Raw genomic sequence first — 12,432 nt, forward strand, 5'->3', positions numbered from 1 at the left:
TGTTTGGGTTTGTTGATCATCCCCCTGATTTCCCGCCGCCCGCATTCGCGAAAGCGGTTCGGGAAAACAGGGGGATGGGTTGCATGGAAAAAAGAGTTATTTCGGAATTCACAGGTCCTATGAATCGATGATCTGGAGGGCCTCATCCCGGTAGGCATCCATGACGTAGGGGATCCCTGTCACCTTGGCGCACTCTTCCGTCAGAGAGAAGATGTCTTTCCGGCTGATATACTGCACTTCCCAGTTTCGAGACCCGGCCATCAACTGCTGAAGACCTACTTTGAGCTTGTCCACCGCACTGAACAGGCCTACGGCGCCTAAGGGGAGGTTGTCCGCCTCAGCCCCGTATTTCTCTTTAAGGACCTCGTAATTCATGAAGATCTCTTCTTTGGTGGACCCATACTTGGAAACCGTCGGCGGGAGCCCGCCCTGTTCGCCTCTCAGCCAGCGTTCGGCATTTTTCCCCACCATGCCCGGGATCATCAGGGCGCGGCCCATGCAGACGGCCTTGCAGTAGGGGGCCCCCAACGCCAGGGCCTTGAACACATGATCTTCAGCGGAAAATCCGCCGGCAAATGCAATGTCCGGGACCCAGAGGCCCCGTTTGGCCAGACGATCGCACAGTTCATAGGCCATGGAGTGGAGATAGAGGGAGGGGATCCCCCATTCAGTCATCATCCGCCACGGGCTCATGCCGGTGCCACCGGGCGCGCCGTCGATGGTCAGGAGGTCGATCTTGGCATCACTGGACCAGCGAATGGCCATGGCCAGTTCTCTCATGGGATAGGCACCGGTCTTGAGGGTGACCCGTTTGGCCCCCAGGTCCCGTATCCGCTTCACTTCGTTCATAAATCCTTCCTGGTCGATGAAGCCCAGCCGGGAATGGCGTTCGAACTGTTTGAGTGGACCGGCCTTGAAGGCGGCCTGGAACGCGGGGACGTCCGGATCCGGGGTGACGATGTATCCCCTTCTCTTCAGCTCGATGGCCCGGTCCAGGGAATTGACCTTGATCTCTCCACCGATGCACTTGGCGCCCTGGCCCCATTTAAGCTCTATGGTCTCCACGCCCAGTTTGTCGATGACATATTCGGCGACGCCGTTCCGGGTATCTTCCACGTTCATCTGGACGAGGATATCCCCGTAGCCTTCATGGTAGCGCCGGTATTCCCTGATGCGCCGGTCCATTTCAGGGGAGTTCTTCACCTTGCCGTTGGGCTTGAACTCCAGTTCCGGGTCGATGCCGCAGACATTCTCGCCGCAGACGAGAGTGATGCCGCTGATGGCGGCCCCGATGGCAAAGTGCTCCCAGTTTTTCCTCGCAATATCGGTGCTCCCGAGGGCGCCCGTAAATACGGGGACCTTCATCTTCACCTTTTCGGAGACGCCGAACGAGGTTTCGGTGTTGACCGCCGGGAAGGTGGCCTTGTCCGGATCGGGTTCCACGCCTTTGGCCCCGAGGGCATACCCCATGATATTCAGATGCGAGTAATCCACGGGATAGTCCTTGTCTGCGCCGGCCGTGATACTCCCGAACGGCTGGGGGTAGAGGAGTTCCCTCCCCCGGAAGGTGGCGTTGAACATGTCGCAGTTCCCCTTGCATCCGTCTATGCACCTGCTGCAGATGCCTGACTGTGGGGTCACGTCCCGGGAACGGTTTTTGGTTTGCAGCGCTTCATCGGAATTCGGTCTCTGTAAGTTCACCTGTCGTCCTCCTTCTTGTGGATCAGGGAAGAGAATAAAAAAAGGCGTCTTCCCTGGGTAGGGTTTCAGACGCCTTTGTCTTGTTGCGATAAGCCCCGCACGCCTTTGTGCGAAGTTTCAAAATTAAAAAAGGATGTATACCTCCGCAGCCCATCTCTGTCAAGTCATTTTTTCGCTATGCCTCTTCTGAAAGGAGGATTGCGTCGGCCACGGTGCGGATCGATTTCCGCGAATCCATGCTCCGTTTCTGGAGCCAGCGATACGCCTCTTCTCCGGTCATGCCCCGGCGCCGGATCAGGACGTCTTTGGCCCGCTCAACCAGCTTTCGCGTCTCCAGCTCCTCCTGAATCACCTTTGTCTTGACAATCAGCTCCGTGTTCATGATCGCCACCCCTGCCTGATTGGCCACGGCCGTTATCAGATTGATTTCAGCGGCAGAGAATTCATGGGGTTGATCGGTGAAACAGTTGAGCACGCCGATGACCTTCCCATCCCTCACCCGGAGGGGTACGCTCAACATGGAGACCAGGCCCAGTTTTTTGGCCATCTCTTTTTCCTTGAATCTGGGTTCTTTCAGAACATCCCTGATGACCAGGGCCTGGTTATGGGTGGCCACAAAGCCCACCACCCCTTCCACCCTTCCCAGGGCACGGTCCTTCACATATTCCGGATCGATGGCCTGCGTGGCCTTCAGCCGAATCTTTATGGGGGTGACGGTTTCATCTATCAGCCAGAGAGAACATATTTCAAACCCGGTCACCTTGGCGGTTACCATGACGATCAGCTTGAGGATGTCTTCCAGATATTGTTCGGAGGTAATGGCGGTGCTGATATCGCTGATGGCCTTGATGTATTTCTCATAGGTGGTGGGGGTGATTTTTTCCATAATCAATTGAACCGCGATGCCTCAGATCCGGATCCTCTCCATCTTTTCCAGCCCATTTTTAATGGTCCGGGCGTGTTCTTCAAACCCCGGCTTTCCAATCAATGCGAACACGGCCTGCCGCGAATTCCTGAATATCGATATGGGCCATGGCCAGCCCCACCAGACCGACATCCGTCAGGACGGAAAAGCGCCCTATTTTATCTCTCTGTCCCGAATGCCTGACCGCGGTGGAGGCCGGTTTTCATCTTAACTGCCACAATATACAACATTCTTCCCTGCCGCAAGCCCAAAAAAGGAACCGCCCGGGGTCGTGCGGGCAAAACGCTGATTCCGCGGGAAGACTTCTCTGATATAAAAGCCATGTTCGCCAAGATTCATGAAGTCTGCAGAGAATAGTGATATCAGCCATAAGCGATGGGACTATTTCCAGGGAATTTCCAACCGCTTTTTTCTCTCCTTGCTGAGGGACTGGCGGATGTTGAAGAATTCCGGCCAGGGGTCGCGGTTCGGACCGGTGAGACGGGAGGAGAAATTCAGAACTGTGAAGCGGTTCGGGGACAGCTCCGGGGACAGTTCATCCCAGCCGATGGGGGTGGAAACCGGGGCCCCGGGATGGGCCCGGGTGGAATAGGGGGCCACGGCCGTGGCGCCGCGCCCGTTTCTGAGATAATCCACAAATATCCTGCGGCGGCGTTTGGATTTGTCCATAACCGAGACCATGAGGTCCGGCCGCAGACGGACCATGTGCTGGGCCACCTTTTTGGCAAACCCCTTGACCTCGTCCCACTCGGAACGCCGGTCCAGGGGGATGACCACGTGAAACCCCTTGCCCCCGGTTGTCTTTAAGAAACTTACCAGATCGAGCGCGTCCAGAAACGCGTGCAGCAGTTCAAGGGCTTCCACCATATGTTCCGGCTGTATTTCCGGCCCCGGATCCAGGTCGAAGATCATCCGGTCGGGTCGTTCCAGCATGTCGCTCCGGCTGCCCCATGGGTGGATTTCGAGGACCCCGAGCTGGACCAGGGAGATCAGACCGGGAAGATCCCGGACAGCGGCATAAACACGCTGCTTCCCTTTCTCCTGAATCGGGACCTCCTTCAGGGTGCCCGGTATCTGTTCGTTCAGGTGTTTCTGGTAGAAACAATGGGCCTGATGACCCCTGGGACAGCGGACCAAAGAGAGGGGCCGGTCGACCAGATGGGGCAGAATAAGATCGGCGATACGTTCATAAAAAAATGCCAGGTCACGCTTGGTCAGCCCCTGCTCCGGATAGAGAATCCGTTCCGGATTGCTGAGGATCACGCCCGCCACGCGGTTGGGTTTCCCGTCCCCCCCGGCGTTTTCATCGGGTGCGGGTTCTGACATTTCTTCCGGGAGTTCCAGACCCACCTCCCGGGCCGGCTTGTCCAGCCTTAAGCCCTTAAAAGACCCCTGGCGCAGGATATGGTCGTTGGTCCAATCCCCGAATTCAATCTCGGCTGTCAAGAGGGGCTCGACCCAGTGGACCTTCCTGGCGTCCGGTCCTGACGGCGGATTGTGAAAAGGGCTGCTCGTCTGTTCCAGCGGGGTCAGTCGCTCGGAAATGTCTTTCAGGGTTTTCTCCTTGAATCCTGTCCCCACCCGGCCTGCGTAGACCAGCCGGTCGGGTTCCTCATAATACCCCAGAAGAAGCGCGCCGAAACCGCTGCGGGAGCCGGACGGCTCTGAATAGCCGCCGATAACGAATTCCTGTCGTTTGACGCACTTCACCTTCTCCCAGGTCCGGGAACGTCGCTGTTCGTAGCGGCTGCCGGCCTGTTTGGAAACGATCCCTTCCAGCCCCATCCGGCAGGCATGATCAAATACCCGGTCGCCGTGGCCCTGGATATAATCACCGTATACCAGGGGTTGGGAAGCCCCCTCCAGGAGTTTCCGCAGGATCCTCTTCCGGTCCAGCAGAGGGACCGAGGTGAGATCGTACCCTGAACCATAAAGTATATCGAAGATATAATAGACAGGGCGGCCTGAGGTTTCCCCCTTGAGAATATTCTGAAGGGCCTGGAAATCCGGTTTTCCGTCTGACCGGAGCACCACCATCTCGCCGTCCAGAATGAAGCGGTCAAACGGAAGGGAGGCCGCGGCCCCGGCCACCTCTTTGAATTTGTCGCTCCAGTCCTTATTGTTCCTGGTAATCAGGCGGAGGGTGTCATCTTTCTTGATGCACAGGATGCGGTAGCCGTCATACTTTATCTCATGCAGCCACTCATCTCCCCGGGGAGGCGCCTTGGCCAATATTGCCAGGTGAGGTCTGGGCCGGACAGGCATGGGGGCCGGTTCGGCGCCCTGCACCGCAAAGAGCCCCTCGTCCCCGGGCCGGGAAACGCCCTCACCCGAAGCGATCTCTTCCATGGTCCGGCCGGTGAGGGCACTGCGGGTTTCCTCGTCCGAGGCATCCGGGAGATGGCCCGGACGCGCCTCCGGATCTTTTTTCTTGATGAGCAGCCAATTCTTCCCCTCCTGATCCGAGGGGCTGTTCATGCGGGCCAGTGTCCAGGATCCTTTCAGCTTCTCCCCCTGCAGACGGAATTTGAGATGCCCGTTGGCATAGGTCTTGTCCGGGTCTCCCTCGGGCTCCCAGGCGCCCCGGTCCCAGACCATTACCGTTCCCCCGCCGTATTCTCCCTCCGGGATAATTCCTTCGAAATCGGCATATTCTACCGGGTGGTCCTCCACATGAACGGCCAGCCGCTTTTGGGAGGGATCGAGACTGGGGCCTTTCGGGACCGCCCAGCTTTTCAGAACGCCACCCAGTTCCAGCCGGAGATCATAATGGAGACGGCGGGCAGCATGTTTCTGAATCACGTAGATCCTTCCGGAACCACCTTCCGGCTGGCCCGCCCCCGGCTCGGAGGTACGCTCGAAATGCCGTTTTTGCCGGTACTTGCGGAGGGTCATAAACAGGGCCTTCCCTGAAGGGGTGCTTCTGTCCGGAACAGCTGAGTAGCACGCTTGATTTCGGAAATTATGGTGAAAGGGGCGTAGGAGGTATTATTTAAACTCTTCTTTATCATTAAACTCGACGGTCTTGTAAAGAGAGTTTCATGTCGTCGTCCCGGCGAAAGCAGGGGTCCGATAACTATCTCTTTTCCTCCATGCTCCGCTTCAGGATTTCCATAAGGTCGATGACCTTGCCTGTCTCCTTCTTTTTCTCTTCAACAACTTCCTGGACCTCTATGATGTCCCGGCCGGAATCTTTCTTCCTTTTCACCAGATCGAGGAGCCTGCCGGCATCGACATCCTCCAGGTCTTTTTTGTCGATATCGTCGATGGAGGCGGCGCGAACCGCCTTTTCCATGGCGGCCAGGCCGGTGTCAGTCGCCTTCTCGGTTCCTGTCAGGCCGGCCTCTTCGGGCCGGCGTATCTCATCCTCGAAGCGAAGGGTCACGGCCCGAAGGATTCCGTTTTGGGCCAGGATGGCCACCAGATATTCCTTGGAGCGCATAACAAATGTGGCAACTCCGGCAAGGCCTGTCTTCTCCATGGTTTCGACCAGGAGCCGGTACGGCTTTCGGGAATCCCCTGTGGGCACGAGAAAATAGGAGCGATCGAAGTAAAAAGGGGAGATCTGATCCGCAGGCACAAACCGGCGCAGGTCGATCTCCCTGCTCTTTTCCGGTGCCAGAGACTCAAGCTCCTTATCCGAAAGCACCACAAAATGTCCTTTTTCAATCTCGTATCCCCGGACGATCTCTTCAGAATCTATGGGACGGTTTTCGGACGGACAGACATACCGGCGTTCCAGCGGGGTCCCGTCGGGAGCCAGCATGCGCAGGGATACTCGCTGTGTCCGGTTCCCCGGCAGAAGGGCCACGGGGACGCTGACCAGTCCGAAAGTGACCGTCCCTGACCAGAAGGCCCGGCGGCGGAGCAGTTCCTCATTTTGCTCGGGCAACTTTCCTCTCCTCCCTGGCTTTCCGGATACTCTGTTTTAACATCTCCGAGAGGGATATGACTTCCGCTTTTCGTTTTTTTGGCTTTTCCACACGCATTTTCCCACCCCGGGCCTTGGTCCGGACCAGTTCCATCACCCGCTCCCGGTATTCATCATGAAAATCCCCTGGATTGAAATCCCCCTCCAACGCGTGCACCAGTTGCCCGGCCATTTTGAGTTCCTCCTTCTCGAGGGTCCGGCCCTTGGGACGGGGAAGCTCGGCGGCCTCTATCACCTCACCCGAGAATCGCAGCGTGATCATCTTCAAATGCCCTTTTTCAGCCCTTAGCGCGCCGATATAGGTTTTGTTCCGCATGGTCCATTGGGCAAAACCCTCTTTTCCGGTTGTTTCCAGGACCTGGGCCAGGGCCGCATAATCCTGTATGTTTCCGTCCGGCCCAAGATAGTAGGGGCGGTCGTACCACTGATGACCGATGTGTCCCGCATCCAGGAAGCCCTTGACAGTCACCTCCCGGTCGGCGTGCGGGGCCAGGGCCTCGAGCTCTTTATCCTCTATGATAATAACGGTTCCTTCCTCGTCATCCACGTATCCGCGCCGGATCTTTTCTTTGGGTACCGGTTCATTGGTGCGCGGATTGATCATCTGCTGGACTACCGGCACTTGGTCCTTGTCGTGAAGCAGTCTGAAGTGGATTTTACGATCCTCTACTGCTGAGAAAAATTTTACAGGGATGGAAATGGATTGGAACGAAATAACTCCTTTCCAGATCGCGCGCGCCGCCATTATCAGCTATCTCCTTCGGACAGAAGGGAACATTCAGGACAGCATATCTCCGGTTCGTCGGAGGCACAGCACCATGGACATATGGGTCCGTCGCAGTGAACGCACCGGCGTTCCATCTCATAGCTGTAAGGTTGGCAGCAGAAGGGACAGGTTTCCTCACCTTCCAACCACCAGGGAAGGGCGTCTTTTTCACCCACGGTCTCTCTCCTTATTCATAAATATTCAGTGAACATGGGGGCCTGGATCCCCACATCATCCATCCAGGCACGGCCGGGCCTTAATGGTCCCGCCCTTTTCGCTGGTTTTGCTGCTGGTTCGGGGAGTGCGATGGCTTGCCGTCCGGGCTTTAGGCAGTTCTCTTATCAGCCCATGCAACTGCCTGAAAGAAGAGTGAAAACTCCCGCATCCCTTGGATTCTCATAGATCCAGAATGTATGCACGACAGGCGGAAAGGTTAAGTAGGTGAAGCCGGTATTTCACTCTGAAAACAACCCTATTTTGCGAGGAAGGAAAGCGCCTTCCCCGCCATCTCAGACGAAAAAAATGGCATAAGCTCAACAAAAATGCTTGACAGGGGCATCGGGAGGTATTAATTAGTAACACAAAACATTATTCCGAAACGCTAACGAATGTGGAGACATGGAAATCAGTACCTTGGAAAAAGACGCCCAAAAACCTTTGACGCCCACCATGGAAAACTACCTGGAGGCGATCTACAACCTGGACAATGAAAAACGGGTGGTCCGGGTCAAGGATATCGCCAAACGGCTCGGGGTCAAGATGCCCACGGTTACCAATATGCTCAAGACCCTTAATGAGCGGGGATTGATTAACTATGAGCGATATGAATATCTTGAGCTTACCGATAAGGGAGAGGATGTCGGCAAAGAGATCAATAGACGGCATCATATCCTGAGAGATTTCCTGACAGATATTTTGGGTATCGATTTTGACAAGGCCGATGAAGAGGCATGCAGCATGGAACATGCCATCGGTCCTGCCACCATGGACCGGATGGTGGCGTTTATGGAGTTTATCCAGTCGTGTCCGAGGACCGGCGAGAACTGGCTGGAGCGTTTTGAGGATTTTCGGGCACACGGGAGGAACACGTCCAGATGCCTGGTGCATATGAAGGCCTTTGCCGACGAATTGGAAGACAGAATGAAAGACATGGAGACTGGAGGGTAGAACAATGACGGATCTCAGCAGGGTTGACCAGGGAAAAGAGGTGACCCTTGTGCGAATCGACGGGGGCAGGGGTATGAGGTCGAAGCTTTACAGCATGGGCCTTGTGCCTGGGTCGGCCTTTACTGTCTTGAGTCGGGGCCGAGGAGGGCCTGTGATGCTCAGGGTAAAGGACGCCAGTCTGGCTATTGGTCAGGGAATGGCCCGGAAAATTTTCGTGGAGTAATTTTTTTTGTGCCACTTATTAGATACACCTAATATCGTTCGAGGCTTTTAACAAATGGAACTTCCGGACAAACAAGAACTGATTACGGCGCTTGGGAGAAGCGCTGAGGAACTGCATCAACATATTGAACTCCATCGAAAACTGGTGACATCCATGCTGGGAACAGGCGTGGATGAGGCCGATATACAGGCGCTGTTCCATGTCTGTCCGCGGCGTAACCGCGAGGCAAGACTTCGAGAAGCCATTCAGGAGACCATCGAGGTCCTGGATGAGAGCAGGAAGGCATTCAAATCCAAGAGGCTGGAGGCCTTGCGGAAACGGCTGACGAGCCTGTTGATCGATAACAGATAGAGATTCAGAGACTGTCTTACGGGTTCCGGCCATAACACAGGCGCGGGGCAAGTGAAGGCGCGACTCGATAGGGACGACCATCGAGGTGCGCCTTTTTTTTGTTTGCGTAAATCGACGGGAGGAAAGGCGATGACATTGGATGAATTGAAACCCGGCAGCCGGTGCCGCATCAAGGGCCTGTCTGTTCGGGACAAGCTGGGACAGCGCCTTCTGGATATGGGCGTTTATCCCGGAACCCAGCTGACGGTGATTCGGAATGCCCCTCTTGATGACCCCATGGAGGTATCCCTGGGCGGCTTTTTTGTAAGCCTGCGTCATGACGAGGCCCGATTCGTTGAGGTGGAACCGCAATGAAGCGGGAAAAGATCCTGGTGGTCCTGGCCGGTCAACCCAACTGCGGAAAATCGACTGTCTTCAATGCGCTGACCGGCGCGAGCCAGCACGTGGCCAACTACCCGGGCGTGACCGTGGAAAAGATGACCGGGTCTTACCGGCGCAACGGGACCCGGGTGGAGGTGGTGGATCTCCCCGGGACCTATAGTCTCACCTCCTACTCCCCGGAGGAGAGGGTATCCCGCGATTTCGTGCTCCAAGAGAACCCCTCCGTAGTGGTCAACGTGGTGGACGCCTCCAATCTCAAGCGCCACCTGTACCTCACCTTCCAGTTGCTGGAGATGCAGGTCCCCGTGGTCCTGAATCTCAACATGATGGACGTGGCCGGGAGACGGGGCCTGGCGATCAACACCCAGGAACTGGGGAGGCTCCTCGGCGTGGAGGTCGTTCCCACCTCCATGAAGACGGGACAGGGGAAAGAAGACCTCAAAGAGGCCATTGCAAGGGTCGCGGACTCCGACATAGGCGAACGTCTGGCACAAATTGACTATGGACCCATGGAGCCACCGCTGAGGGAGATCCAGGACAGGCTCTCCGAGACATGGAAAGGGCCCTATGCATATCCCCTGAGATGGCTGGCCGTCAAACTCATGGAAGGGGACACCGATGCGCGGGAACGGGTCCGACAGGGCTATTCAGATCCGGAGGCCTGTCTGGATCTTGTTGAACATACCCGAAATGCGTTTGAATCCGAACATAAGGAGACGCCCGAACGGCACATTGCCTATCATCGGTACCAGGCGGCCGAGACCATCAGCCGATCGTCCGTCAAACCCAAAAAGGGCATAGGAAGACCCCTTTCCGACAAGGTGGACCGCTTTGTGTGCAACCGCTTCTTAGGTCCGGCCATCTTGATCGGCGTGATATATCTCCTCTACTACCTCTCCATCGTGCAGGGGTATAACATCACCAACTACACATGGCCCATTTTGGCAAAACTCAGGGCGCTGACAGAGGCGATCACCCCGAGCCCGGGGTTTATCGAAATCCCCATTATCCGCTCGTTCGCCCTCTGGTTTGTGGACAGTATCAATGCCCTGCTCAACTATATCCCGATCTTTTTTATCCTGTTCGGGCTCATCGCCATCCTGGAAGACAGCGGGTACATGCCGCGCATGGCCTTTATGCTCGACCGGCTCTTCGGCCGGTTCGGACTTCACGGCCAGTCCACCCTTCCCATGGTCCTGGGCGGGATCTATGTGGGCGGGTGTGCGGTCCCCGGCGTCATGGCCTGCAAGGGCATACCGGATGAGCGTTCCAGACTGGCCACCATCCTGATCATCCCCATGCTTAACTGCCTGGCAAAGGTTCCCCTCTATGTCCTTCTGATCAACATCTACTTTGCGGCCTATAGGGGGATGGCCATGTTCTTCATCTCCACCATCAGCCTGTTGATGGTCCTGCCGGTGGCTAAGCTTCTGACCCTCACGGTGTTGAAAAAAAGGCCTACAGCCCCATTTATCATGGAAATGCCCCCTTACCACCTGCCCACCATTCGAGGGGTCCTGGGCCGGGCCGTGGAGCGGGTCTGGCTCTTTGTCCGAAAGATCATCACCATCGTGGCTGCGGTGGCCGTGGTCATCTTTGTCCTGCTCCAGTTTCCGGGCCTTACTGACAATCGCATGGCCCACTACCAGGCTGAAAAAGACAAGGCCATAGAGGCCTTCTACGAGAAAATCCAGGGCGCCCCGTTCACGCAAAACCTTCAGGGCGATAACCTCCTGGCCCTGGTGCTCTACTGGGACGTGTATAAGACGGCAAAAATGACGGCAGGCGGCAAGGAGGCGGTCGACAAGGTCAATGCGGAATTTGAAAAAAAGAACGCATTGTTTTTCAGTATTGTGAAACCGGGGAAGGACAAGACCGGGAGAAACGCGAACAGGGCGCTCAAAAAACTGGTCAAGGACCGGAATGGACTCCTCAGGGAGATGCGAAAGGAGCGGATCGATGCCAGTTTTTTGGGTCGTCTCGGCAAGGCCCTGGAACCGGCCACCCAGTGGGCCGGCTTCAATTGGCGGGTTAATGTAGCTCTTCTGAGCGCCTTTGCCGCCAAAGAAAGCAGTGTGGCCACTCTGGGCGCCCTTTACGACCAGGGGGAGACAGGAGACCAGTCTTTGGAACAGCGGATGGCTGAAGGCGAGGAAGGCTTTACGCCCCTTCACGCCCTGGCCCTCATGCTTTTCATGGTCCTCTATCCCCCCTGCATCGCCACCACCATCATGGTGAAGGTCCAGTCCGGGTCGTTCAAATGGATGCTCTTCTCCATGTTCTATCCCATGGCTTTGGGGCTGGTGGTCGCGATGGCGGTGTTTACCGGTGGAAAGGCCCTGGGACTTACAGGTCTTCAGGCCATGTTTGTATTCTATGGACTGGCCCTGACGGCGACTATCGGGATGGGCCTGATTAAGAATCGTGAGAACTTCTCGTAGAGGCCTGCAAGGCTAAGAAGGTAAGAAGGTGAGAAGATGAGAGGATGAAGGATGAGAGGATGAGAGGATGAGGTCGGGTATCCAGCATCCAGTATCCAGTAAGAAAGGAGGTGAATCCTATGAAGAAAAGAACCTTTTTAATCGGCCTGACAGCCCTTTTTCTGCTCGCGGCCGGTCAAGTGGTTGCCCACACCCTGATTTGCTCCTGCTATGACAACGGGGACGGCTCTATCACCTGCGAGGGCGGGTTTTCAGACGGCGCTTCGGCCGCGGGCGTGGAGTTGACGGTGATGGACGCGGATGAAAAGGTCTTGATCAAGGGCAAGATGGATCAAGGGAGTGAGTTTAACTTCAAGAAACCCTCTGTCCCGTTCAAGGTTCGGTTCAACGCCGGACCGGGGCATGTGGTGGAGGTGGAGGGAAAGGAGATCTCCGACTAATCTTTTCCCTCGTGCAGAGCAGGTTGGAAGCGGGGCGAATCCCTGAACACCCGCCCCGCTCCCTGGGCGTTCCCTTTGGTAAGGGGACAATAATCAAATTGACATG

12 protein-coding genes are annotated in these 12,432 nt (G+C 56.2%); 6 read left to right on the forward strand and 6 right to left on the reverse strand.

Annotation, left to right across the window (positions count from 1 at the left end; all coding sequences use genetic code 11):
- Nucleotides 1-117 precede the first annotated feature (117 nt).
- The 6 genes from K9N21_03850 to K9N21_03875 all read right to left on the reverse strand — a co-directional run bounded on the left by K9N21_03850 (nt 118) and on the right by K9N21_03875 (nt 7,499).
- Nucleotides 118-1,701, reverse strand: coding sequence for an FMN-binding glutamate synthase family protein (locus tag K9N21_03850; GenBank protein ID MCF8143035.1), 1,584 nt, complete (start codon nt 1,699-1,701; stop codon nt 118-120).
- Nucleotides 1,702-1,876: 175 nt separating this feature from the next.
- Nucleotides 1,877-2,587 carry a GAF and ANTAR domain-containing protein gene (locus tag K9N21_03855; protein MCF8143036.1) on the reverse strand — a complete coding sequence of 237 codons (711 nt, stop codon included), beginning with the start codon at nt 2,585-2,587 and terminating at the stop codon, nt 1,877-1,879.
- A gap of 420 nt (nt 2,588-3,007) precedes the next feature.
- Nucleotides 3,008-5,521, reverse strand: coding sequence for a DNA ligase D (gene ligD, locus K9N21_03860; protein MCF8143037.1), 2,514 nt, complete (start codon nt 5,519-5,521; stop codon nt 3,008-3,010).
- Between the two features lie 181 nt (nt 5,522-5,702).
- Nucleotides 5,703-6,518: a Ku protein gene (locus tag K9N21_03865; protein ID MCF8143038.1), complete on the reverse strand. Its 816-nt coding sequence runs from the start codon at nt 6,516-6,518 to the stop codon at nt 5,703-5,705.
- Nucleotides 6,502-7,302 carry a Ku protein gene (locus tag K9N21_03870; GenBank protein ID MCF8143039.1) on the reverse strand — a complete coding sequence of 267 codons (801 nt, stop codon included), beginning with the start codon at nt 7,300-7,302 and terminating at the stop codon, nt 6,502-6,504. The genes K9N21_03865 and K9N21_03870 overlap by 17 nt, the downstream gene beginning before the upstream one ends.
- Nucleotides 7,303-7,304: 2 nt before the next feature.
- The gene (locus K9N21_03875; protein ID MCF8143040.1) at nt 7,305-7,499 is read right to left on the reverse strand and encodes a hypothetical protein; all 195 of its coding nucleotides are present in this window, start codon (nt 7,497-7,499) and stop codon (nt 7,305-7,307) included.
- Nucleotides 7,500-7,941: 442 nt separating this feature from the next.
- Between K9N21_03875 and K9N21_03880 the strand changes: the two genes are divergently transcribed.
- The 6 genes from K9N21_03880 (at nt 7,942) to K9N21_03905 (ending at nt 12,326) form a co-directional block, all read left to right on the forward strand.
- Nucleotides 7,942-8,490, forward strand: a complete 549-nt coding sequence (locus K9N21_03880) for a metal-dependent transcriptional regulator (GenBank protein MCF8143041.1) — start codon at nt 7,942-7,944, stop codon at nt 8,488-8,490.
- Nucleotides 8,491-8,494: 4 nt separating this feature from the next.
- Nucleotides 8,495-8,713 (forward strand): ferrous iron transport protein A, encoded by a 219-nt coding sequence (locus K9N21_03885; protein MCF8143042.1) that lies wholly within the window; start codon nt 8,495-8,497, stop codon nt 8,711-8,713.
- Nucleotides 8,714-8,767: 54 nt separating this feature from the next.
- Nucleotides 8,768-9,064 carry a hypothetical protein gene (locus K9N21_03890; GenBank protein ID MCF8143043.1) on the forward strand — a complete coding sequence of 99 codons (297 nt, stop codon included), beginning with the start codon at nt 8,768-8,770 and terminating at the stop codon, nt 9,062-9,064.
- A 129-nt stretch (nt 9,065-9,193) separates the two neighbouring features.
- Nucleotides 9,194-9,418, forward strand: coding sequence for a ferrous iron transport protein A (locus K9N21_03895; protein ID MCF8143044.1), 225 nt, complete (start codon nt 9,194-9,196; stop codon nt 9,416-9,418).
- On the forward strand, nt 9,415-11,886 hold the full coding sequence (feoB, locus tag K9N21_03900) for a ferrous iron transport protein B (GenBank protein MCF8143045.1): 2,472 nt from the start codon (nt 9,415-9,417) through the stop codon (nt 11,884-11,886). Before K9N21_03895 ends, feoB begins: the two co-directional genes overlap by 4 nt.
- A 119-nt stretch (nt 11,887-12,005) precedes the next feature.
- Nucleotides 12,006-12,326: a hypothetical protein gene (locus K9N21_03905; GenBank protein ID MCF8143046.1), complete on the forward strand. Its 321-nt coding sequence runs from the start codon at nt 12,006-12,008 to the stop codon at nt 12,324-12,326.
- Nucleotides 12,327-12,432: the final 106 nt, after the last annotated feature.

The sequence above is a fragment of the Deltaproteobacteria bacterium genome (assembly GCA_021737785.1).
Classification (GTDB): Bacteria; Desulfobacterota; DSM-4660; order Desulfatiglandales; family Desulfatiglandaceae; genus AUK324.

What these genes read in the sequence shown, in the direction of transcription:
- K9N21_03855 (MCF8143036.1), bottom strand. Translation starts at nt 2,587, where the DNA reads ATGGAAAAAATCACCCCCACCACCTATGAGAAATACATCAAGGCCATC.
- feoB (MCF8143045.1), top strand. Translation starts at nt 9,415, where the DNA reads ATGAAGCGGGAAAAGATCCTGGTGGTCCTGGCCGGTCAACCCAACTGC.
- K9N21_03870 (MCF8143039.1), bottom strand. Translation starts at nt 7,302, where the DNA reads ATGGCGGCGCGCGCGATCTGGAAAGGAGTTATTTCGTTCCAATCCATT.
- K9N21_03895 (MCF8143044.1), top strand. Translation starts at nt 9,194, where the DNA reads ATGACATTGGATGAATTGAAACCCGGCAGCCGGTGCCGCATCAAGGGC.
- K9N21_03905 (MCF8143046.1), top strand. Translation starts at nt 12,006, where the DNA reads ATGAAGAAAAGAACCTTTTTAATCGGCCTGACAGCCCTTTTTCTGCTC.
- ligD (MCF8143037.1), bottom strand. Translation starts at nt 5,521, where the DNA reads ATGACCCTCCGCAAGTACCGGCAAAAACGGCATTTCGAGCGTACCTCC.
- K9N21_03880 (MCF8143041.1), top strand. Translation starts at nt 7,942, where the DNA reads ATGGAAATCAGTACCTTGGAAAAAGACGCCCAAAAACCTTTGACGCCC.
- K9N21_03890 (MCF8143043.1), top strand. Translation starts at nt 8,768, where the DNA reads ATGGAACTTCCGGACAAACAAGAACTGATTACGGCGCTTGGGAGAAGC.
- K9N21_03885 (MCF8143042.1), top strand. Translation starts at nt 8,495, where the DNA reads ATGACGGATCTCAGCAGGGTTGACCAGGGAAAAGAGGTGACCCTTGTG.